General features: G+C 39.1%; 21 protein-coding genes, 1 riboswitch and 1 other annotated feature. Of the genes, 7 read left to right on the top strand and 14 right to left on the bottom strand.

Going from position 1 to position 23,207, the window contains the following annotated elements; translation table 11 throughout:
- The 3 genes from Gferi_RS16640 to Gferi_RS16630 form a co-directional block, all read right to left on the bottom strand.
- Positions 1–984, bottom strand: a complete 984-nt coding sequence (locus tag Gferi_RS16640) for an alpha-ketoacid dehydrogenase subunit beta (RefSeq protein ID WP_069978453.1) — start codon at positions 982–984, stop codon at positions 1–3.
- Complete coding sequence (gene pdhA / locus Gferi_RS16635; RefSeq protein ID WP_069978452.1) at positions 984–2,072, bottom strand: pyruvate dehydrogenase (acetyl-transferring) E1 component subunit alpha; 1,089 nt, start codon at positions 2,070–2,072, stop codon at positions 984–986. The genes Gferi_RS16640 and pdhA overlap by 1 nt, the downstream gene beginning before the upstream one ends.
- A gap of 256 nt (positions 2,073–2,328) precedes the next feature.
- A complete protein-coding gene (locus tag Gferi_RS16630) occupies positions 2,329–2,856 on the bottom strand; it encodes a tryptophan transporter (RefSeq protein ID WP_236932614.1) in 528 nt (175 codons plus the stop codon).
- 130 nt (positions 2,857–2,986) lie between these two features.
- Positions 2,987–3,235, bottom strand: a binding site (T-box leader).
- A gap of 162 nt (positions 3,236–3,397) precedes the next feature.
- Here Gferi_RS16630 and Gferi_RS16625 point away from each other — a divergent pair.
- Positions 3,398–3,685, top strand: coding sequence for a 2Fe-2S iron-sulfur cluster-binding protein (locus tag Gferi_RS16625; RefSeq protein ID WP_069978450.1), 288 nt, complete (start codon positions 3,398–3,400; stop codon positions 3,683–3,685).
- 35 nt (positions 3,686–3,720) lie between these two features.
- Here Gferi_RS16625 and ppx read toward each other — a convergent pair whose 3' ends face one another.
- From ppx to Gferi_RS16610, 3 genes are read right to left on the bottom strand one after another with little or no spacing between them, the layout of a single operon-like run.
- Positions 3,721–5,238 carry an exopolyphosphatase gene (gene ppx / locus Gferi_RS16620; RefSeq protein ID WP_069978448.1) on the bottom strand — a complete coding sequence of 506 codons (1,518 nt, stop codon included), beginning with the start codon at positions 5,236–5,238 and terminating at the stop codon, positions 3,721–3,723.
- Between the two features lie 11 nt (positions 5,239–5,249).
- Complete coding sequence (locus Gferi_RS16615; RefSeq protein ID WP_069978446.1) at positions 5,250–7,415, bottom strand: RNA degradosome polyphosphate kinase; 2,166 nt, start codon at positions 7,413–7,415, stop codon at positions 5,250–5,252.
- The gene (locus Gferi_RS16610; protein ID WP_069978444.1) at positions 7,412–8,974 is read right to left on the bottom strand and encodes a Ppx/GppA phosphatase family protein; all 1,563 of its coding nucleotides are present in this window, start codon (positions 8,972–8,974) and stop codon (positions 7,412–7,414) included. Before Gferi_RS16610 ends, Gferi_RS16615 begins: the two co-directional genes overlap by 4 nt.
- Before the next feature lie 229 nt (positions 8,975–9,203).
- On the opposite strand from Gferi_RS16610, the gene Gferi_RS16605 reads away from it, so the two are divergent.
- On the top strand, positions 9,204–9,875 hold the full coding sequence (locus tag Gferi_RS16605; protein WP_069978442.1) for an alpha/beta hydrolase: 672 nt from the start codon (positions 9,204–9,206) through the stop codon (positions 9,873–9,875).
- A 95-nt stretch (positions 9,876–9,970) separates the two neighbouring features.
- A complete protein-coding gene (locus tag Gferi_RS16600) occupies positions 9,971–10,648 on the top strand; it encodes a metal-dependent hydrolase (RefSeq protein ID WP_069978440.1) in 678 nt (225 codons plus the stop codon).
- Positions 10,649–10,710: 62 nt separating this feature from the next.
- On the opposite strand, the gene hisC is transcribed toward Gferi_RS16600, so the two are convergent.
- The 7 genes from hisC to Gferi_RS16565 all read right to left on the bottom strand — a co-directional run bounded on the left by hisC (position 10,711) and on the right by Gferi_RS16565 (position 17,349).
- Positions 10,711–11,787: a histidinol-phosphate transaminase gene (gene hisC / locus Gferi_RS16595; protein ID WP_069978438.1), complete on the bottom strand. Its 1,077-nt coding sequence runs from the start codon at positions 11,785–11,787 to the stop codon at positions 10,711–10,713.
- A gap of 101 nt (positions 11,788–11,888) precedes the next feature.
- Positions 11,889–12,260 (bottom strand): hypothetical protein, encoded by a 372-nt coding sequence (locus Gferi_RS16590; RefSeq protein ID WP_069978436.1) that lies wholly within the window; start codon positions 12,258–12,260, stop codon positions 11,889–11,891.
- A gap of 61 nt (positions 12,261–12,321) precedes the next feature.
- The gene (locus Gferi_RS16585; RefSeq protein ID WP_069978434.1) at positions 12,322–13,734 is read right to left on the bottom strand and encodes a [Fe-Fe] hydrogenase large subunit C-terminal domain-containing protein; all 1,413 of its coding nucleotides are present in this window, start codon (positions 13,732–13,734) and stop codon (positions 12,322–12,324) included.
- Between the two features lie 100 nt (positions 13,735–13,834).
- Complete coding sequence (tpx, locus tag Gferi_RS16580; protein WP_069978428.1) at positions 13,835–14,350, bottom strand: thiol peroxidase; 516 nt, start codon at positions 14,348–14,350, stop codon at positions 13,835–13,837.
- 103 nt (positions 14,351–14,453) lie between these two features.
- Positions 14,454–15,908: a flotillin family protein gene (locus Gferi_RS16575; protein ID WP_069978426.1), complete on the bottom strand. Its 1,455-nt coding sequence runs from the start codon at positions 15,906–15,908 to the stop codon at positions 14,454–14,456.
- A 13-nt stretch (positions 15,909–15,921) separates the two neighbouring features.
- The gene (locus Gferi_RS16570; RefSeq protein WP_069978424.1) at positions 15,922–16,452 is read right to left on the bottom strand and encodes an NfeD family protein; all 531 of its coding nucleotides are present in this window, start codon (positions 16,450–16,452) and stop codon (positions 15,922–15,924) included.
- A 135-nt stretch (positions 16,453–16,587) separates the two neighbouring features.
- Positions 16,588–17,349, bottom strand: coding sequence for an ATP-binding protein (locus Gferi_RS16565; protein WP_069978422.1), 762 nt, complete (start codon positions 17,347–17,349; stop codon positions 16,588–16,590).
- 197 nt (positions 17,350–17,546) lie between these two features.
- Between Gferi_RS16565 and Gferi_RS16560 the strand changes: the two genes are divergently transcribed.
- The 3 genes from Gferi_RS16560 to larAH10 all read left to right on the top strand — a co-directional run bounded on the left by Gferi_RS16560 (position 17,547) and on the right by larAH10 (position 21,454).
- Complete coding sequence (locus Gferi_RS16560) at positions 17,547–18,797, top strand: pyridoxal phosphate-dependent aminotransferase (RefSeq protein ID WP_069978420.1); 1,251 nt, start codon at positions 17,547–17,549, stop codon at positions 18,795–18,797.
- Between the two features lie 167 nt (positions 18,798–18,964).
- Positions 18,965–19,071: riboswitch (SAM riboswitch) on the top strand.
- A 275-nt stretch (positions 19,072–19,346) separates the two neighbouring features.
- Positions 19,347–20,159, top strand: a complete 813-nt coding sequence (locus tag Gferi_RS16555; RefSeq protein ID WP_069978418.1) for a MetQ/NlpA family ABC transporter substrate-binding protein — start codon at positions 19,347–19,349, stop codon at positions 20,157–20,159.
- Positions 20,160–20,170: 11 nt separating this feature from the next.
- On the top strand, positions 20,171–21,454 hold the full coding sequence (gene larAH10, locus Gferi_RS16550) for an NPN-dependent 2-hydroxyacid racemase, LarAH10 family (RefSeq protein ID WP_069978417.1): 1,284 nt from the start codon (positions 20,171–20,173) through the stop codon (positions 21,452–21,454).
- 57 nt (positions 21,455–21,511) lie between these two features.
- Here larAH10 and Gferi_RS16545 read toward each other — a convergent pair whose 3' ends face one another.
- A complete protein-coding gene (locus Gferi_RS16545) occupies positions 21,512–21,703 on the bottom strand; it encodes a zinc-ribbon domain-containing protein (protein ID WP_069978415.1) in 192 nt (63 codons plus the stop codon).
- Between the two features lie 419 nt (positions 21,704–22,122).
- Here Gferi_RS16545 and Gferi_RS16540 point away from each other — a divergent pair, with 419 nt between their 5' ends.
- Positions 22,123–23,196 (top strand): NAD(P)H-dependent flavin oxidoreductase, encoded by a 1,074-nt coding sequence (locus Gferi_RS16540; RefSeq protein ID WP_069978413.1) that lies wholly within the window; start codon positions 22,123–22,125, stop codon positions 23,194–23,196.
- Positions 23,197–23,207: the final 11 nt, after the last annotated feature.

Here is a 23,207-nt window from a genome sequence, read left to right as displayed (position 1 = left end):
CTAGGTCAAAAAGTTTACGACTTCATTTATTTTTTCATAAATCATATCGGGATGGGGCATGTAGAATTGCTCTCCTCTTGGCAAAGGAACGATAATATCCGGTGCGGTTACGCGGGCTGGCGGTGCTTCCAAGTGCAGAAATGCCTTTTCATTTACAAAGGCAATGATCTCTGAAGCAGCACTAAAACTCTTTACTGCCTCCTGAACAACCAAAATTCTACCGGTCTTTTTCACCGATTGAATTACCGTTTCTTGATCTATTGGAGAGATCGTTCTAAGGTCAATTACCTCCGGATGAATTCCTTTTTCGTTGGCTTTCTCTACAGCTTTCAAAGTATCCCTCACCATTGCTCCCCAGGTAACAATCGTAATATCTTCCCCTTCTTTCACGATATTGGCTTTTCCGATTTCGATCACATAGTCCTCTTCCGGTACTTCCTGCTTAAAAGCACGGTAAATTCTTTTTGGCTCCATAAAGATAACAGGATCTGGATCTCTTAATGCGGCCAACAACAACCCTTTGGTTTCATAAGGCGTTGAAGGTGCTACCACCTTAAGTCCCGGTATGTGTGCAAATAAAGCCTCCGGACTTTCAGAATGATGTTCTAAAGCACGAATACCTCCACCAAAGGGGAATCGAATAACCATCGGCAGCGTATATTTGCCTCTGGAACGATTTCTCATTCTGGATACATGGCTGATGATTTGATTGAATGCAGGATAGGTAAATCCGCAAAATTGAAGCTCTACAACTGGTTTCAATCCATTGATGGCCATTCCTACAGCCATTCCTACGATACCAGATTCCGATATCGGTGTATCAAAGCATCTATCTACACCAAATTTGGCCTGTAAATCCACAGTTGCCCTAAAAACGCCCCCTTCATAGCCGGCATCTTCACCAAAAACAACGATAGAAGGATCTCTTTCCATTTCCTGCATTAGGGCATAATTTAAGGCTTGAATATTATTTAATACTGGCATTATAGCATCCCCCTTTCCTGAAAGAAGGCTTTCCACTCTGCATATTGTTCCTTTAAGATGGGTGTCATTTCCGCATATTGGTACATAAATACATCGTCAAAAGCAGTGCCTCCGTTTTGTTCAATATCTGCAAATACCTGTTCTACTTCCTCTTCCTTTTCTGCCACATAGGCTTTCTCTATTTCTTCGTCCCATAATCCTCTCTTTTCCAAATAGATTCTAAATCGCTTCACCGGATCTTTCTCCCGCCAGGCTTCTACTTCAGTGTTATCTCTATATCGAGTTGGGTCATCAGAAGTTGTATGGGCACCTAGTCTATAGGTGTAGGCTTCAATCAGTGTCGGTCCTTCACCTTTTCTTGCTCTGTCTACCGCTTCCTTCGTAGCCGCATACATAGCGAAAATATCATTTCCGTCTACCTTGATTCCCTTAAAACCATAGGCATAGGCTTTTTGTGCAAAGGTTTCGGAGGCCGTCTGGAAATGCTTTGGTACAGAGATTGACCATTGATTGTTTTGGCAAAGGAATATTGTAGGGGTTTTATATACACCTGCCAAATTCAAAGCTTCATGGAAGTCCCCTTCGGAAGTTCCCCCATCTCCAAAATATGCAATAGATACTTCGTCCAATCCTCTTACTTTTGCAGCGTAGGCCAATCCTACCGCATGGAGCAGTTGTGAGGATATGGGTATTGAAACTGGTAGGATTCGTATCTCTTCCGATACCTTGCTTCCCATTTCGTTACCATACCAATAAAGGTATAGGGTCTTTAAATCTACACCCCGAGTCAGCCATGCTCCCAGTTCACGAAAAGCAGGTGCCATCCAGTCTCTTTGCTCTAAAGCGTATACACTACCGATCTGGCAAGCTTCCTGTCCTTCATTGGGCGCATAGGTCAACATTCTGCCCTGTCGTTGATACATTAGGGCCTTTCTGTCTATCACCCTGGTATAAAGCATTATTTTAAACAATCTTACCAGTTCTTCATCAGGGATCTCCGGTAATAGTTTCTCATCTGTAATATTGCCCTCCTGGTCTAATATCTGCAACATTTTTCCTTCAAAAGGGTTGTATTGATCTACAAGCATGAAATTCCCTCCTTCATGTCTTTTTCAAATATATAGCCTTTTTTTGAAGATTTAAACAGATTTATAAAAAGACTTATAGATGGACAAATAAAATTAAGTACAAATGATTATCATTTATTTCCTTTAATCCTATTCATAGAACGGATAAGCAATTCCTTATCATTTTTCCTATGGTGATTTTAAATGCAATGAAACAAAAGAACCATGGATAAAAATTTATCCATGGTTCTTTTGTTTCATTAGCAAGGCAAACGCGCTAAGCTTTTACTGGTGTATCCAGCTTAATTCCAGATACCTTGATAGCTGTCTTTACCGTACCGTAAATCACCAAGGTCATAAAAATGTTCACTACAGCCGTGGGAAGAACAACTACTGAAAAGAGTGTTGTAAAGGGCGCTGGCAGTCCGGTGATCATCAAAGCCGCCCCTAAAAAAATACTTCCGCTGATGACCGTTCCCACAAAACCTATAACACCTGTAATAACTGGATTTCCTTCAAATCTGCTGAGTACTTTAATCATATAATAAATCACCATGCAGGTAATCAATTTGTCAATAATATTAGGCAGCTGTCCTCCAGGAAAGGTAGTAGTCATCGCCGTAATCAGGCCTCCCAGTAGTCCAGTCAGTAGTGCATTTTTAAATTCACGATTAATTAATAGGGATACAAAGATCACAGAGAGCATAATATCCCCTTTCATTCCTCCAATTAAGCCAGGGATTAACTGCCGTAAAATAAAACCGATGGCCATTAGTAATGCTGTGAGTATATTTTTTCTTAACATAATCAATCTCTCCTTTTTGATTTTTATCTTTTTTCCAACACCAATCCACTTCTTCAGATGTTCACAACATACTAATCACCTCCTCTATAAGCTGCTGTATTTTTAGGCAAAATAAAAAGTCCTTCATCCCAAAAGGGACGAAAGACTTACTTCCGCGGTACCACCCAAATTAGACAGCCTAAACTATCTCTCTTATCAGATACAGAGCCCAACACCCGATATCCTGCTTCTGTAACGGGAAACTCCCGGCCCCGGCTACTCTAAATTTCACCTAGCTTCTCCCAAGTCCATTCACCAGTATCCTTGCTATCAGGCTTCCACCACCCCTGACTCGCTGCAGCTAGATTCTCCGGCTACTCCTCTTGTTCAACGAATTTGATTTATTGTTATGATTTTAATACAGAAAAGTGATGGAGTCAATAGATTTTGAAAATTTTTTCATATTTATTTTTGATCTGAAATAAGTTAAAATAGGAGTATGTTATAAGAATAATTATCATTATCTTTTAGATATTTCTTTAAATGATGGAAAGGAAAAACAATGAGCATACAAGTTAATTTTATCTGCAAGACTGAAATTAAAGAAGGATTAAATGCATTGAAGGCTGCCAAGGAAGCTAAAGTTAAAATTAAAGCGCCTTGTGACGGGAAAGGCAAGTGCGGCAAGTGCCTTATTCGGATAGTTGATGGTGATGTATCTGAGCCTACAAAACAGGAAAAGAAACTATTGGGAAAAGAGAAGCTGCGCCAGGGCTATCGCTTGGCCTGTGAAACCGCTATTTCTGAAAATGCAGTAATAGAGGTACCCCAAAAGCATTCAAAAATATAGAGAATTATAAAAGCTAGGGGGCAAAATCCTAGCTTTTAAACAATATATAACTTCTTATGAAAAAGCTTTTCAAAGAGCTTGTCGCTCTTCATGGCAGCCGCTATTTCTAATTCTGGTGTATTGCTTGTCTTTAACATCATTTGTACGCTGTCGGGCATAATATAACAGCTGATATTTTCCACGCTTCCGGATTCATTGCGATCCAGCTTTTCTGCAATCCGTACAAAGATACTGAGCCGCCTAATGATTTCATAATCATTCTTATCCATCAGCATATTATAATTTTTCCAATCTACCTTAAACTCTTCATTGCGATGCATAGCTACAATAAAAGCACACATAACCAACTCTCGATTCCTTAATCCGTTGAGCCTGGAATTTAAAGCCAGATAAAAGCCATGCTTATGATGATTATAATAATCCACATACATGCCGATATCATGGAGCTGTGCACCGACAAAAAGCAGCTTCCGTTCTGCTTCCCCTAGTCCGTGTAATGGCGTTAGCTGGTCAAATATAGATAGAGCCAGCTTTGTCACATGTAAACAGTGCTCCACATTTACATCATAATTTTTTAATGTATTGTCTACGCTATGGTAGAGCACATCCTCTAAGATTTCATCCGGATAACCCAAGAAATCTAGATAGTACTTGAAAAAGAGCCCTTCCCGAAGACCATTGCCACTAATAATAATTTTGTCAGCTTTTAAAAAATCCATCAAAGCTTTTACAGGTACTACACCTCCTGCAATAATATCTGCCCGTTCCTTTTCAACACCCGGTATGTCCTTACGGGATTCTATACTGGTCTTTGTTACCAGATCATAAGCATATATTACTTCCCGATATTCCATTTGATAGTTGTGGAGACTTTCTAAAGGAAATCCTATTTTACGTTTGTCAATTTTAGCCAAGGTTCTAATCGACCCTCCAAGGCCTACTACAGGAAGGCCTTTTACTTGCTCCAGCCATTTTATGCCTTTATACTGGTTTCTAATATAATCCACTAGTTTTTTAATGCGCTCTGACGTATAGTTTTCTTTTCCAAGGAAGCGCTCCGTTAGCGTTACAGCTCCAAAAGGAAGACTGACAGCTTCCCTCATTCTTCGGTTTTCTACCCAAACCAGTTCTGTACTGCCGCCACCGATATCTACGATTATACAATCTTCAATTTTTATGGTGTTCATCACGCCCATATAATCCAGATAAGCTTCTTCTTCACCAGAGATCACTTGAAAATCAAACCCCGTTTCCAGTTTGATTTTTTCCAAAAATGCCTGTTGATTGATTGCATTCCGAACAGCAGCTGTTGCAATGGCAAAGATTTCATCAGCCTTATGGGCTTCTATTAATTTCTTAAAGAGCTTTAGGGTAAATAGAGTTCTTTTAATAGCCAAGGGCTTTAGCGTCATCTCCGCCCCCATATCTTCACTAAGTCTCACCATTTCTTTTGCCTGATCCATCATTTTATAGGAGCCATCTTCGTAGATTTTCATAATGATCATCCGTACAGAGTTGGAGCCTAAATCTATGATGGCAATTTTCTTTCTCATAACTTCACCTTCTATTCTTCCTTACAATCCATCGCCACCTCATCTATACCATTTTTGCTATTGGATAAAATAGGTTCAAACAAGGACTTATTCGTCTCTTTATTATATCGCTTTACACGCTCATGGGCAATGTGACAAAATTCATTTTGTGAGTGGCGATGCTTTTTTCCCCGGAGATCTATCTTCTTATATTTACCGTCCACATCCAATAGTCTTGCTTTTACATTATCCTCTAAAATAATTTGTAATATAGCAATTAACCGATCCTTCATCGCTTTTTCTTCTATTGGGAAAAGCAGTTCTACCCGTCTGTCTAAATTTCTAGGCATCCAGTCAGCGCTGGAAAGATAAACATCTTCCCGCCCCCCATTATAGAAATAAAAGACTCTGCTATGCTCTAAGAAACGGCCTACAATACTCCTGACGCTAATATTATCACTTACACCCTCTATGCCTGTCCGCAAGCAGCAGATTCCCCGTACAGCCAGATCAATCTTAACGCCCGCAGCGGATGCACGATACAATGCTGAAATAATCTCCTTATCTACTAAGGAATTCATTTTCGCAATAATTCTTCCTTTCCCTTCTGAAAGACAAATCTGACTTTCTTGGTCAATCATCTCCAAAAATCTATTTCTTAAACCTTTCGGTGCCGTTTCGATCTTATACCAGCCTGGGGGCTCAGAGTATCCCGAAAGCATATTAAATACAGCAGATACATCTGCTCCAAAATATTCGCTGCAGGTAAACATACCGATGTCTGTATAAAACTTTGCCGTAATATCGTTATAATTCCCTGTTCCCAAATGAACATACCGTTTAATCCCTGATTCTTCTTGACGCACTACTAAAATAATCTTACAGTGGGTTTTTAGTCCTACCAATCCATAGATCACATGACATCCGGCCTTTTCCAGCCTTTTCGCCCATTGGATATTGTTCTCCTCATCAAAGCGAGCCTTTACCTCTACTAGAACCGTGACCTGCTTCCCTCTTTCCGCAGCATCCTCCAATGCCTTTACAATAGGCGAATCTCCACTGACACGATATAGGGTTTGCTTAATGGCCAATACCTTCGGATCCTGGGCTGCGTGCTTTACAAAAGCTACTACAGGGTCGAAGGATTCATAGGGATGATGCAGCAGAATATCTCTTTTATTGATGGCTCCAAATATATCCTCTTCACCTAAAAGATCTCCTGGAATTTGAGGATCGTTCTCAGGATACTTCAGATGGCCATAATCCTCAAAACTATATATCTTCATTAAAAATGTCAAGTCTAAGGGGCCATTGATGTAGTATATATCTCCATGATGAATTTCCAGTTCACTTTTAAGCAATTCTACTAAACGTCCAGCCATTTTGTCGTCTACTTCCAGCCGTATAGTGGCTCCCCATTTTCTCATTTTCAAGGACTTTTCAATCTCAATCAGCAGATCCTCTGCCTCTTCCTCCTCAATGCTTAAGTCTGCATTGCGGGTAATACGATAGGGATATGCACAAATTACATCTTTCCCTTGAAAGAGCTTATCAATATTCATAACAATGACTTCTTCCAGCAACACAAAGCATCGCTTTTTCACTTCCTCAGAGGGTAATTCAATCAATCTAGGCAGTACTGAGGGTACTTGGACAGTAGCAAAAATGTATCCTTCTTCTGATTCTTTATCTTTGATTAGGGTGCCTATATTTAGGCTCTTGTTTAAAATCAAAGGAAAAGGCCTGCTGGAATCCACTGCCATAGGAGTAAGTACCGGGTATATCATTTCTAAAAAAAAGCCCTGCAAATAAGTCCTTTGTTCTCCGTTAAGATCTTCCCGGTAAAGAATGTGAATCCCATTTCGTTTCAATCCGGGCATAAGTGCACGATTGAAGGAGGTATATTGCTCATCTACCATTCTATGCGTTCTTATAGAAATTCTTTTTAGTTGATGCTTTGGTGTAAGTCCTGAAGGATCTGCCCGATTAAAACCTGCATTTACCTGATCTTTGAGAGAAGCTACCCGAATCATAAAAAATTCATCCAGATTAGAGCTTACAATGGATAAAAATTTGAGGCGCTCAAAAAGAGGATTTTTTCGATCCCTCGCTTCCTCCAATACTCTGTCATTAAATTCCAGCCAACTGAGTTCCCGATTAATAAAGTATTCTGATTTATCAAAGTTTATCTTATTCATATGCCCATCTTCCTCTTTATTTTCATAATTGGGGTTACACCAAAAACTTCTTTGAAGAATTCTGCCTTTGTCTCAAAGGTCCATTCTTCCAGCAAAATATCTTCTTCTGTATCTACACGAAACAAAATCTCTTTTTCTTCCCAGACTATCTGTACCGTCTTGATTTTTTGCCGGTGACTTCGGTCCAGTGCATCGGCCAAGCGAATGATCGCTACTAATTTTGAAACGACAACCCGGTTTTCTTCACTTAGTTTTCTAAAATTATCATGATCTGCCCGGGGAACCACCTTGCTGTGGTAGCGGGATATATTGGCGATGATCTCCATTTCCTCCCTGGATAGTCCCATCAAATTAGATGCCAAAATAATGTGATAAGAATAAATGTAGTGCTCCAGAGGATTTACAAATTTTCCGATATCGTGTAGGATCGCTGCCAACTGCAGCAAAAAACGCTGCCTTTCCCCTAATCCATGCATTCGTTTCAATGCATCAAAAATCAACAGGGCCTTTTCTTCTACCTCTCTTCCATGTTTTTCATCGTATTTATATTTTACAGCTAAATAACGGGCTGAACAGAGGATATCTTCCATAAAATCAGCTTTTCTCTGGGTATTAAATTTTGTATCAATGATATCTGAAATAATCCCATCCCGCAATGAAACTAAAGGCGCATGGATTCCCTTTGCTGATGTCATATTGAAAAATTTTTTAAAAATCATCATAGAGGGAAGCAAAATTTCTGCCCGCTCCTGAGCTAATCCATACTGCTTCGCGGCATAGTAACCGGGCTGTTCCATTAATTCTTTATATACGCGTATAAAGTCCTCTTTCTTTATATATTTTAGTTTATGATAATCACTGGTTTTATTGCATAATTGGCTTATGATTCGAATTTCTCCGCCAAGTGCGATAAAGTTTTTATAACTTCCTTTTTCTTCTGAAACATCCAGGCGGTCGATATTGCTGCTTATGTATTCTTCCAATAGTCTTGGGAAATTTAAGGTTCTGTTTTCTATACTGGAAAGAACTTCTCTCAGTCTTAGGGATCCTAGCTTGATATTTTGCGTAAGGGCTAAATGGTTATTCTTGTAAACAGATATTTCCACACTGCCCGAGCCAACGTCTACAATCATAGCCCCCTCAGACCTGATTTTTTGATGGTAGGGCAGATTTTCACGAATAGATTTGTAGGTCAAAAACCGTTCTTCAGTATTATCGATTACATCAATCTTCAATCCGGTTTTTAGTTTGATTTGATCTACGATATAATCCCTATTTTGGGCCTCCCGGATGGCACTGGTAGCTACCGCCCTATAAGTTTCAATATGATAATCATTCATTAATTTCTTAAACCCTTTTAATATCTCACAGGTCTCATCCACCGTCTCAAATCGTACTTTCCCCATGGTAAAAGTATCTCGTCCTAGTGATATTGGATGACGAAGCATCTCTAGTATCTTTACTTTTTCCTCATTGTGAACTTCTACGATCTTCATTCGTAATGCATGGGAGCCAATATCAATACCTGCCATGGCCTCTCTTTTTGTTTTTTGATTCATTGAGAATCCTCCCTAAAACAGTTCTTTTGTTTATATTACCCACATTCTGCATAACACATCATTCATGTTTACAAATTATCATTTATATTTTGACAAATTCTTCTTAAGTAATTTCTTCTGCATTATAACATATGGAACTGCCGGTTTTGTTAATACTATGTTAATGAAGAAAAGTTCTGCTGAATTAAAAAATTTTACTTTGGATAATAGAAGTTGGAGGTGCTTTAGTATGAAAGGATGTTTATTGATCCACGGATACACCGGCGGTCCCTTTGAAGTTGAACCCTTAGCCCAGCGTTTGCAAAATGAAGGTTTTTATACCCTCTGTCCTATTTTGCATGGTCATGGCGGTATCCGAAAAAATCTTAGATATTCTTCTTGCGAAAAATGGATGAAATCTGTAGAAGATGCATATATAGAACTATCAAAGCAGTCTGATGAAATTACAATTATTGGCTATTCTATGGGAGGATTATTGACCTTTCAGCTGGCACATAAGTATAAGCCTAAATGCATTGTAACAATGAGTACACCAATCTATTGTATTGATTTTAAAAATCTGAAGGAGGACCTTCTCTTAAAAATTCGGATGCGGGACGTCCAACGTTTAAAAGAATATTTCTATTCCTGCTTCACGCCTATGGTTGCCAACCTGAATTTTCGTATTTTGCTTCATCATTCAAAGCGCTTAATTCCCCAGCTGGATATGCCCGCAATGATCGTTCAGGGCAAAAAAGATCCTATCGTAAAAGCTAAAAGTGCCCAATTTATCTATAACGAAATTCCTTCTAATGAGAAGGAGCTCTACTATTATGAAAACAGCAACCATCAGCTGCATTATAGCAGCGAAAAAGATATGATATACGAGAATATTATACGTTTTGTCAAGCAATACGGTTAAAACATTTTCACGCTTCTTTTCATAAATTTGGTTAAATTATTTAATTTATGGTATGATAAAAATAGAAACTATTGAACCCGAAGGAGATGATCAGAATGAAACTACGATACTTAGGCCATGCATCTTTTTATGTAGAGGAAGGAGACTTTAAAGCCCTTATAGACCCTTTTATATCCAATAATCCTAATGCACCGGTAAAGGCCTCTGATTTTAATGATATAACCCATATATTTGTTACCCATGGTCATGGTGATCATTTAGGAGATACGGTAACCATTGCCAATCGTACTAATGCAACCGTTATCACCAACTATGAGATTGCTAATTACTTAAGTGGAAAAGGTGTTCCCACGCACCCGATGCACATTGGAGGAAGAACAAAATTCGATTTCGGAAAAGTTAAAATGACTCCCGCACTTCACGGTTCAGGCATTGAAACCATTAGCGGCCTCATATACGGCGGCAACCCCTGCGGTTTTGTCATAGAAGTTAACGGAAAGAAATTGTACCATGCCGGAGACACGGGCCTGACTATGGATATGCAGCTTTTGGCTATTGAGAATATCGATGTGGCTCTATTGCCTATCGGCGGCAACTTCACCATGGATATTGAAGATGCTGCACGGGCAGTTGACTTTGTACAGCCAAAAAAGGTAATCCCAATGCATTATGGAACATTTCCTGTGATTACTGCAGATCCAGAAATCTTTAAAGAACAAGTAAAGAATGCAGAAGCAATTATTCTTAAGCCTGGAGAAACTTTTGAGTTTTAAAAATATGCAGAAACTTAATCAAACCCCCTCATAGAATTATGAGGGGGTTTGATTAAGTTTTTTCATTCGTGTTGGTACACAATTCCAAAAAGGGCATCCAAAAAATAATTATTCATCTCATCTGTTCCCAAGGTTACTCTAATACAGGTCCGATATTTCTCATGAAGAATAGGTTTCACTACGATCCCACGCTCTAACAGACGTACATATATATTGATGCTGTCTATACCTGTATTAATCATAATAAAGTTGCCGCTTGAATTAAAATAGGATATACCTTGTTTTTCCAACTGTCTAATCATCAACGCCTTACTCTTCTGATTAGAATACTTGATTTTACCGATATGAATAGGATCTTCCAAGCTTGCCTCTGCTGCAATTAATCCCAATGTATTTGTATTAAAAAGCAATCGTGCATCATTCAATTTTTTGATAAGGGTACTTTTTCCTGCAACATATCCGATTCTGCAGGCAGCCAGCCCATAGATCTTAGAAAATGTCCTGATTGCCAATATATTCTTTTTATTTATATATCGAATACCGCTAACATGGCTGCACTCATACTCTGCATAGGCCTCATCCAATACCAGTATCACATGCTCAGGTAATGCCTCTATAAACCTTTCTAAAGCCAGTCCTGATATAAAAGCCCCTGTAGGGTTGTTTGGGTTACACAAAAAAATCATCTTCGTCTTCTCTGTAATTGCACCTTGTATCTCTTCCAAATCAAAATTGCCCATTCGCATATCTAGAAATTTGCAGATTCCCCGGCAGCGACTAACTGCTACTGCGTAGTTGTCATAGGTAGGCGTAGGTATGATTGCCTCATCGCCTTCCTGCAGCAGGGCTCTAACAATTAGGTCAATGACTTCGTCGGCCCCGTTGCCGATAAGAATTTCTTCTATTTGAATGTTCCAGAGATTGCAAAGCTTACGTTTCAGACTGGCAGCCTGAGGGTCTGGATAAAACTGTAAATTTTCAACAGCATCCTTGATAACCTCTAGGGCCTTTGGAGAGGGTCCATAAACATTTTCATTATTTGATAACTTAACAATTAGTTCTTTATCTAAAATTCTCTTAATCTCTTTTTCCGGATACTCCTTAATATCTAATAGATTGGGAATGCTTCGTACATCCATATTTTTCCCCCTTGCAGAACCATAAATCTTGTGGTCATTATCTTAAAATTCTTAAAAATAATAAACCAATTATATCAACTTTCATTTTTTATGTCAACAAATCATTGGTTCACTGCTTCTACATAAAATCCTGCAACGGTTAAAATCAAACCCATAAATATTAGCAGTACTGCAAAGTTCAGATCCAACTGTTTATTGCTTCTGTCATAATCCATAAATTCTTTAGGTCCTGTTAAATCAATACGATAGGCAGCCTGCGGCAATCCACTATTTTTTGAAGGCTGGGACATAAATCCGGATATGGTCAGATCTCCTCCAAAAGCACCTAGAATGCCAATTGTAATAGAAAAAATCCCAATTCCCAGCATTCCCTTCCATAGGGTTATGTCTACTATATAGAGAATTAAGATAACACCACCAGCAGCCATTAAGCTAATGATCATTTGTTTAATCAAATGAAATATCCACTTCATACAAGCTCCCCCCTTTTTATTATTATCTCATATTTTATGACATAATACCATATTATGGATATTATTGTAAATAGTTTCCTTCCCCCAATCTTCTGCTCAAAAGCCCCCGGACATGTTCTTCTTCATCGATTTCTAATGCTTCCCATCGTTTTATTCCTAATCTGGTTATAAGCTGTAATACGTTATCATTGTCAAAGGGTGTTTCCATTTGGGTTTGAAGACTATATACATCTACTGCCTTTTTTCCCTCCTCAATGGATACAACAGCTCTCGGCCCTCCAACGCAACCACCTGTACAGCCCATGCCTTCTATAAAGTTAGCCTTTATTTCACCTTTAATGAGTTTTTCTAAACCAGCTTTGCACTCTCCAGTTCCTTCAAAGCTAATAGATTTAAATGGAATATTACGCTTTAATACCCGTTCTACCGAGCGCTCTACTGCCTTGCTTACACCTCCCGTTCTAGCATAAACTCTACCGGCAAAAGATGCTTCCTCTCTATTTTCTTCATCCAATGTTTCCAAATCAATCTCCAGCACAGCAAATATTTCTTTCAACTCCCGAAATGTCAGTACATAATCAATAGCACCTTCCAGTTCCGGGATCTTGGCCTCTGCTTTTTTAGCAATGCAAGGCCCTATAAATACGACTCTGGCAGTTGGATTTAATGCTTTTAATACTCTTCCTGATGCAATCATAGGAGATACGGATGGTGAAACATGCTCTGCAATTTCCTTATAATTTTTTTGAATCATCCCCACCCATACAGGACAGCAGCAACTGGTGATCAAGTAGTCTTCTTCTGTTCTCACCATATGATCAAACTCATAGGCCTCTTTTACCGTTAATATATCGGCAAATACAGCTACTTCCACCATATCCGTAAACCCCAGCCTTTTTAAAGCATTTCTGATTTTCCCTGGTGTTACGCCACGTCCAAACTGCCCTACATAAGCAGGTGCTATAGCTGCAAAAACCGGCGCTTGCTGCTCTTTCAGCAACTTTACCACAGGCAGGAACTCAATTTTGTCAGAAATAGCACCTAATGGGCAGTCTCCAATACAGCGGCCACACCCTATGCATCGATGCGCTTCTTCGGTACAATCTAGATACTCACGGGGACAATTTTCTCTCTCTGCCGCTGTTTCATTTCCGGGATGCCTTCTACAAGTTTCACAAACATCTTCAATGACCGATACCAAAGGTGCTTTAATTCTATCCTGATTCATTGCACTGTCTACATCCTCTTCTAATCTGTGATATGCATCACCAGTCAAAGGATCTAAGCCCATACTAATGCGAATATGATTCTCAACAATCCTCCTCTCTTTTTCATCTTGGATATGTCCTTTCAATATTTTCTCCGGCAATTCATCCGCCTCATGTTTAAGCTTACCTGCCCATGCCAATTTGACTACTTCACCAAAAACCATCATTCTATAATCTTGAACCTTATGATCAATTGCCCGTTCCATTTGAGTCCTCCCTATCCATTACATTCTTACCTTTATTTTCACTCTACAGAGTCCTGTTTATCCAAAATAAAAAACTCACCTTGTTAGGTGAGTTTTTACGCTAAAGCAATTTTTTCACAGCTTCTATTGCACGATCATAGTCTGGCTCCGATGCTACTTCTTTTACATACTCTACATAAACTACCCTGTTCTCGCGATCTAAGACCACGATACCCCGGCTTAATAATCTAAGTTCTTCAATCACAAAACCATATTGTAGCCCAAAGGACAGGTCTTTATGATCTGATAATGTGATCACCTTATCTATACCCTTAGCTCCACAAAATCTTTTTTGTGCAAAAGGCAAGTCTACACTAATAGTCAAAATAAGTACATCTCCTAATGCTGCTGCCTCTTCATTGAAATGAATGGTCTGGAGTTCACAAACACCTGTATCAATGGATGGAACTACACTAATAATCTTTATCTTATCTCCCGCATCTTTTAATGTATAGGGCTGCAGGTCATTTTGAACCACAGTAAAATTCGGTGCCTGATCTCCTGCCTTTATTTCGTTACCCAACAGGGTTAATGGGTTTCCCTTCATCGTTATAAGACCTTTTCTTGTTTGTGTCATCAAAAAATCTCCTTCCATATTATTTTTCCTTTACATATTACCCATGCACAGGACTTTTAAATCATCTCATAAAAATGAACCTCGGAATCGAGGTTCAAATTATTTATAAAGTTGTATCTTCACTTACGGTCTTTTCTGGTGTAGGTGTAGATATAGATGCAGGTACAGGCTTAGCCTTATGCTTAATCAATTCTGTCAGATCAATCCCAGTGATCGCATTTACTGTTTCCGGAAGCGTAGATATGATATCTGTTACATATCCGGTAACCTTTCCTGCGCCCTTTCCATTTTCTCCGGAATCCACGATAACAATTTTATCTGTCTTGCTAAGTGGCTCAGCAACAGCTTTGGCTAGCTCCGGTAATTTCTCAATAATCATCTGGGTTACTGCGGCTTCATTGTACTGCTTAAAGGCTTCAGCCTTTTTCAACATGGCTTCCGCTTCGGCTTTCCCTTTTTCCCGGATAATCTCTACCTCTGCAATTCCTTCAGCCCGCTTAGCTTCTGCTTTCGCTAAACCTAGGGCCTTGATCCCCTCTGCTTCCGCCAATGCATCTTGGACTTCTTTATATCGTTCTGCTTCGGTCTTCTTTTCGGCACTATATTTTTCTGCATCCGCTTGCTTTTTAATTACTGCTTCCAGTTCTCTTTCTTTCCGTAAAGCTTCTTGTTCTGCCAATTCGATTTCCTTTTGTTTCTTTACAATCAAAACCTGCATTTTTTCTTTTTCTGCATCCTGTTGTACCTTGCTGGTTTCAATCTCATAGGCCATATCAGCCTTCGCTTTTTCAGTCTCCTGCTCTCTCCGATATTCCTGTACCTTTAATTCCTTTGCCTTTGAGGCTTCTGCAATTTGGGTTTCTGCGATCAGTCTTGCTTCTTCCCCTTCTCTATTTGCTTGAGCTGTTTTTATTTTGGTCTCTTTTTTTGCACTGGCTTCTGCAATTTCTGCATCACGCTTTACTTCCGCAATCCGCTTCTTCCCTAAAGCTTCCAAATAACCGTTGTTATCTGAAATATCTCGAATCGTAAAAGCTTTAATTTCAAGTCCCATGTCCGCCAAATCCACGGCAGCTACCTCTTGAACCTGTGAAGCAAATTTTTCACGATTTTTGTATATATCTTCTACAGTCATCGTAGAGATAATTTCTCTTAGTTTTCCTTCCAGCACGTCTCTGGCAGTATCTTTAATGACTTCTATGGTTTCTTTTTCATTGCCTGTATTAAATTGTTCCACTGCAGCCAATATAGATTCTGTGTCAGACTTGACCTTCATTACAGCTACACCATCTGCTTTAATGTCGACCCCTTGTTCCGTAAGGGCACCATCGGTCTTGACATATATTTTCATATTTTCTAATGAAATTACATCCGTCTTTTCAAGCAGCGGAATCACAAAACCCCCGCCTCCAGAAATTACCCTTTTTCTTAAACCAGTTACGACCAATGCCTTATCCTGAGAAACCTTTCTCCACATGATAATCAAACCAAATAGCAATAGAATGATTACCAATACAATGACAAATGGTACAAATCCTACAAACTCACTAATATTCATCAGCTTTCCCCCTTTAAATTTTGTCTACGAAAAAGACATTTTTTTGTATATCTATAATAATTACTTCTTCTCCTGCTATAAATTCTTTGTCTCCCAAAGCCTTTGCAGGAGCAGAGTAAATATTACCGCCAACTGTATAACTGATTTTGCCGAACTTTTTTTCTTTAATGCTCAAGGTTACTTTTGCACGCTGGCCAATTAAATTCTTTTGTTCCACGGCACTAGTATTTTGAACTCTATGCAACGGCACCAGCACAAAATAATAAAGTACAGCTGCAATTGCCAAAGCGGCTAGGAGTGCAGCAGTAATGATTTGCATTGAATGCCAATCCTTCTTATGTTGAAAAATCAATCCAAATCCGCCAAAAGACGTTAGAAATGCAGCGATAATCATAGGTTTGAAGGGAGAAACATGCATGTTAAAGAGTCCCTCATCATCAAAATCTGCATCAAAATCCATAAAATCTAACAACTGCCCTAGAAGAAAGGTTACAATGGTATAAAGCGCTCCTACACCAAAAAGAATGTAAAAAAATGACGTCATCTGCTCACTCCTTTCCAAAAATAACCATGCTCCTATATTATACCAGTTGTTTTAAAAAAAGTCCTTAAAACTGGAAAATGTAAAACAACTGTAATGTAAAAAAGCAAAGCGTAGTACTCGCTTTGCTTTTTTACATTACAGCTTTGTAGCTTCTCCTTCAATCCCAATGCGGACTCTTTTAATGGATACATTATTTCCTGCATCCGCTACTGCCTTTTCCACGGCTCTGACGATGCCGGTGCAACAAGGCACTTCCATGAAGGCTACGGTAACGCTCTTTATGTTATTCATCTTTATGATCTGTGTCAGCTTTTCTGCATAGAGAGCAACATCATCCAGCTTAGGACAACCGATTACAACTTTTTTACCCTTCAATAGCTCTAAGTGATAATTTGGATAGGCAAAGGGTACACAGTCGGCCGTAACCAATAAATCTGCATCCTGGAAATAAGGTGCCGTTGGTGGTACCAGCATCAGCTGTACAGGCCATTGGGTTAGCTGGGATTTAATTTTGATCTCAATATCTCCTTGTGAAATCTCCGTCACAGCAGTTTTCTGTTCCTGATTGAAGCTTCTCAGCTTGCTACCAGGGCAACCTCCATGTCCATGACTGTGGCCGTGGTTCACATGAGTATGCTGCAATTTCGGCTTATTTTCTTTTTCCAGATGGTCTTTTACAGCCTCTTCATCAAATTCAGCTGCATCCCGCTCAATTATCAATATTGCATCTTTGGGACAGTCTCCAAGGCATGCACCTAATCCGTCGCATAAATTATCTGCAATCAGCTTTGCTTTACCATCGATGATTTTGATTGCACCTTCTGCACAAGATGGTACACATAATCCACATCCATTGCATTTTTCTTCATCTATATAAACAATTTTTCTTACAGTCATTTTCTATTCCTCCTCTTTTTCTATGTTTATGTCTTTATTATACTGCCTTCGGAAGCTTATTTCTGTGATATATATCAATATGCAAAAAATTTTTCATAATTTCAATCAACGGCTAAGCCGTTGACAATCAATAAGTATACAGATATAATATTCAGAAAATGATATCCATCATGCTGTTGTTAAGAGGAGGAAATATCATGTCTACAAAATTTTCTATGGTAGCAGCCCATTCTAGAAGACCAGCTGGAGAAGACAGTATCTTTGCAATTAATAATGCAGCCCAGCAAGCTGCCAAAGTACACGGTGCCGATAAAGTTGTTAATGCTTCGGTAGGTGCATTATTAGAGGATGACGGAAAACTTTCTATCATTCCTAGTGTTATTGAATTGTTGAGAGGACTTCCTGCTGTAGAGTACGCTGCTTATGCACCCATTGCAGGTCTTCCCAATTTTCTGGAAGCTGCTAAAAAAGCTGTTTTTCGTGATCAAACACCAGAAGGATATATTGAGGCTATTGCTACACCCGGGGGCAGCGGAGCTATTCGTCATACCGTCTGGAATTATTCTAATGCCGGTGATCATATTCTAACACCCGACTGGTATTGGGGACCTTATAAAACCATTGCCGAAGAGCATGGTCGTTTTATCTCTACCTATACCTTATTTGACGAAAATGATCATTTTCATATTGAGGCTTTTTGCAAAACAGTGGAAGAACTCCTGCAGAAACAAGATCAATTAGTGATCCTGCTAAACAGTCCCGCAAACAATCCTACCGGCTATAGTCTATCCAATGAAGAATGGGAAGCTGTATTGTCATTTTTAAAACAAAAAGCAGCCAACGCAGAAAAGAAGATCACCCTGTTTGTAGACATTGCTTATATAGATTTTGCTGGTAAGACGAATGAATGTAGATCTTTTATGAAGCTGTTCGGAGGTCTTCCTGAAAACATTCTAACCATTGTGGCTTTCAGTATGTCGAAAGGTTATACTTTATACGGCATGCGCTGTGGTGCAATGATTTGCATTACGTCCAATCAGGATGTGGCTGAAGAATTTAAAGCTGCAAATCAATTCTCTAACCGTGGTGTATGGTCTAATGGTACACGTCCAGCCATGACTGTATTGGCACAAATATTTGAAAATCCCGATCTGCTAAAAAAAGTAGAAACTGAAAGAAGCATACTGCAGCAAATGTTATCTCAGCGTGCAGCTGCATTCATGGAAAATGCCCGTAAAGTAAATTTGAAGGTGTGCCCTTATAAGGCAGGTTTCTTTATTACCATTCCTTGCAGTAATCCTGAAGCAGTTACACAGGAACTTCAGAAAGATCTGATTTTTGCAGTTCCTATGGGTAAAGGCATCCGCTTTGCCGTATGTTCTGTTCCAGAGAAACAATGTGCCCTTGTTCCTGAAAAATTTGTAAAAGCTATAGCCAAATTTGAATAAGTTTCAATGAGCCGCAATCTCTGCGGCTTTTTTTTATAATAATTTTTATTCCCTGTAAGCCTTGAAGAAAACATTTTCATACTTTACCGCTGTAAATAATAAAATTTATTTTTTAAAATGCTATTGACATTTATTTTGTAAATCTCTATAATCAAATCAATTGAATATTCCTATCAAGAGTGGTGGAGGGACTGGCCCTATGAAACCCGGCAACCGGCATTTTTTTTATGAGCACGGTGCTAAATCCTGCAGAATTTATTCTGGGAGATAGTAAATGAAACCAAAAGTCTTTCTATCTGTCGGAAAGGCTTTTTTTATTACTCTAAAGGAGGTGAACGTGTCAACCAATCCATCTTATTTCATAGGATTTCCTGTCTAGCCCTTCATTTACAGGAACGCTACAGCAACTACTGCCACAGATCAGTTGCACTATATTTACAAAAGCATATACAAACCGCCTTACCTACTCGTCCAAACACTTTGAGGATTGGTCGTTTCGTTCCCCCAAATATTGGACTCAATTAAATTATCATAAAAGGAGTGTTTTACGTGAAAAAAATATTATCATTATCTTTATGTTTACTGTTGTTAACAGCACTATTGAGCGGATGCGGCAGCAAACCTGCTGCATCCACTACTACTGGCCCCTTAAAGGTTGGTGTAACTGCAGGTCCCCACGAACAAATTATGGAAAAAGTTAAGGAACTAGCAAAAGATCAAGGTTTAGATATACAATTAACGGTATTTAGTGATTACGTGCAGCCGAATATCCACTTATTTGAAAAACAACTGGATGTAAATAGTTACCAGCATCAGCCTTATTTAGACAAATTCAATGCAGATCAAAAAATGGATTTGATTTCTATCGCCAGCACGGTAAACTTCCCAATGGGTATATATTCTAACAAAATTAAATCCTTATCTGAATTGAAAGCTGGAGATAAAGTCTCACTTCCTAATGATCCGACAAACGGAGCAAGATCATTGATTCTTTTACAATCTGCTGGTATTATCAAGCTCAAAGAAGGGTCTGGACTTGCTAGTACAGTAAAGGATATTGCTGAAAATCCTCTAAATCTAAACTTTATCGAATTGGAAGCACCAATGGTAGCTCGTTCACTTCCTGATGTAACTGCTGCCGCAGTCAATACAAACTTTGCCATCGAAGCAGGCCTAAACCCTGTTAAAGATTCTATTTTTATTGAACCAAAGGATTCTCCATGGGTAAATGTAATTGCAGTAAGAAACGATGGCTCAAAGGATGATCCTCGCATTCAACAACTGATTGAAGTATATCAGTCGGATGCAATAAAAATCTTTATTGAAGAAACCTTTGACGGTTCGGTTGTTGCAGGTTTCTAGGAGGCGATTACATGTCTGAATATTCATTTAAATATGGCAGCACATTATGTAATTTTGAAATCCAAAGTGAAGACCTTCTTCACATCTTAAAGCCTCGTTATGCAGATCCCATTACAGATGTTCAAAAAAAATGTATTGAGGCTTTAATGAATCCTATTGGCACACCGCCATTGGAGCGAATCATAAATCCGGGTGAAAATGTACTATTAATCGTCAGTGATATCACACGGGCCTGGATTCGAACCAATCAGTTTTTAATCCATATTATAAACTATCTCAACGATCTAGGTATCTCAGATCAGGATATTTCAGTACTCATTGCCCTGGGTACCCACCGCCCCTCTACAGAAGAGGAAAAACAGCTGATTGTAGGCGATGAAATATATAATCGAATTGCGGTCTATGACCATGACTGCTTTGATCCTGAACAACTTTCTTATCTAGGTACCTCCAGTGCTGGCACACCCATTTATATTCATAAAAAAGTGGTGGCTGCTGATCGTGTCATTTTAACTGGAGGCATTGTCTTTCATCTGTTTGCAGGCTTTGGTGGCGGTGCGAAAGGAATGGTTCCTGGCGTAGCTGGTTTAGATACGATTCAGCACAATCACCGCCTAACCTTCTATGAAGGAGAAAGTGCAGGTCTCAATCCTGATGCCTGTTCCAATAAGATTGAAGGCAATCCTATGCGGCAGGACATCACTGAAATTTGCCGCAAGGTTAATCCAGACTTCCTCTTCAATGCTGTTTTAGATGCAGAGGGAAACTTTATTGAATTTGTAGCAGGAGATTTTGAGACCGCATGGCTGAAAGGCTGTAATATCATCCGTCAGCTCTATGGTGTTGAAGTACAACAAAAGGCAGACCTGATTATTGCTTCTGCTGGAGGGTATCCAAAAGATATCAACCTTTATCAATCGGTAAAAACCATGGATAATTGTATTTTTGGCGGCAAGGAAGACAGTGTTATCCTACTCTTGGCAGAATGTAGGGATGGTCTTGGGGCAGATGAATTCTTACAATGGTTTCAATATGATACCTTAGAAAAAATGGAAGCTGCTTTAAAGCAAAACTTTACAGTTCCAGGATATGCAGCCTATAAAGCAGCTTACGTGGCAAAGTATCGTAAGCTGATCCTCGTATCTGCTCTAGAGGAGAAAGTTGTCAAGAAGCTTGGCTTTATCCCGGTTAAATCTCCAGAAGAAGCTCTATCCCTGGCTTATTCTCTGACCGGAGAACATCCTAAAATTACTTTAATGCCCTATGGTGCCAATACACTGCCGATCTTAATATAACAATAATATCCTTTAATCCAATACAAAACCCACACCTTCCGGTGTGGGTTATTTGTACTATCTGTCGTAAGATCTTCTTTGTCCACCATTATTTGGTTTTGAGAAATTTCTCTTTGCCTTTTGGCGACATTCTTTACATTTCTTAGGCTCATTGTCGAAGCCCTTTTCTGCATAGAATTGTTGCTCTCCTGCAGTAAAAGTAAACTCTACACCACAGTCTTTACATTCGATTGTTTTATCTTGGAACATTAAAACAACCTCCCTTCATCAATGGATTATAGAACATATAACATTACTTTTTTAAACAACCTAGCCATTGATTTGGGAAGGGTGTAGTTATAAACGCTATATATTCCATTATATTATAATACGTACATATTTGTATTGCAACAAATATTTTCAAAAATTTCTAAATTGTTCCTTGTAATTTTTTACTGTACAAACCATTATTTTGATATTTTACAAAAATATCAATACATCTCCTGGCCTATTTTGAAATCATAACTGCCTTAAGCCTTATTCTCAATATATGATTTATCCTCAGAACCTTCTAACTCTCCCCATTCTATGCATAGGATTTATAGAATGGGAAAGAATCATTTGAGAAGCTACTAAATTTAGTATATAATTGTTGTAAATACCTTATTTCATAGGAATGGAGTGTTGAAATGATTATACCGGAATTAAAAATAGGACACTTGACTGCAAAAGTTCCCATTGTGCAGGGTGGAATGGGTGTCGGAATCTCTCTATCAAGTCTGGCTGCCGCGGTTGCCAACTGTGGCGCCATTGGTGTAATTTCAGGGATCGAACCTGGATTTACTTTAGAGCACTATTCTAAGAACAAGTTCCAAGCTAATATAGACGGATTGATCCATCATATCCGCCGTGCTAGAGAGCTGGCCCCTCAAGGAATTATTGGTGTGAATATTATGACGGCCATTAACAATTTTGATGATATGGTGAAAGCAGCTGTCAAAGAAAAAATTGATGTTATTTTTGCTGGTGCAGGGCTGCCAATGAAGTTGCCTGAACTTGTAAAGGACTCTATGACGAAAATTGCCCCTATTGTATCCTCTGGCAAGGTTGCTCAATTGATTTGTAAACAATGGGATCGAAAGCACAGTTATCTTCCTGATGCCATTGTTGTAGAAGGCCCAGAAGCTGGAGGTCATTTAGGTTTTTCAGTAGAAGAATTGGAGCGTATAGAAGACTTTTCGTTGAAAAGACTGGTACAAGAAGTATTAGAAGCAATAAAGCCCTTTGAAGAAAAATATGATCGGAAAATTCCTGTGATCGCAGGCGGTGGCGTCTATGATGGAGCAGATATCGCTGCATTGCTGGAAGCGGGTGCTTCTGGTGTACAGATGTCTACACGTTTTGTTGCTACCTATGAATGTGACGCCTCTCCCGAATTTAAGCAGGCCTATATTGATGCCAAGGAAGAAGATGTAATGATCATCAAGAGCCCTGTAGGCATGCCTGGTAGAGCGATTCGAAATACCTTTCTGGAAAAGGTTTATAAAAATGAGAAGCCTAAGGGCATCAAATGTATTAACTGTCTGAAGCCTTGTAATCCTGCCGAAACCTTATATTGTATTGCCGACGCCCTGATTAATGCTCAGAAAGGTAATCTGGATATGGGTTTTGCCTTTGCTGGTGCAAAGGTACACAGAGTTGATCGATTAATGTCTGTAAAAGAATTAATCAATGAATTAATGGAAGATTTAAAAAAGCAATAGGAGCCTAATGG

Source organism: Geosporobacter ferrireducens, from assembly GCF_001750685.1.
GTDB classification, from domain to species: Bacteria; Bacillota; Clostridia; order Peptostreptococcales; family Thermotaleaceae; genus Geosporobacter; species Geosporobacter ferrireducens.
This window is presented reverse-complemented; position numbering and strand designations above follow the sequence as displayed.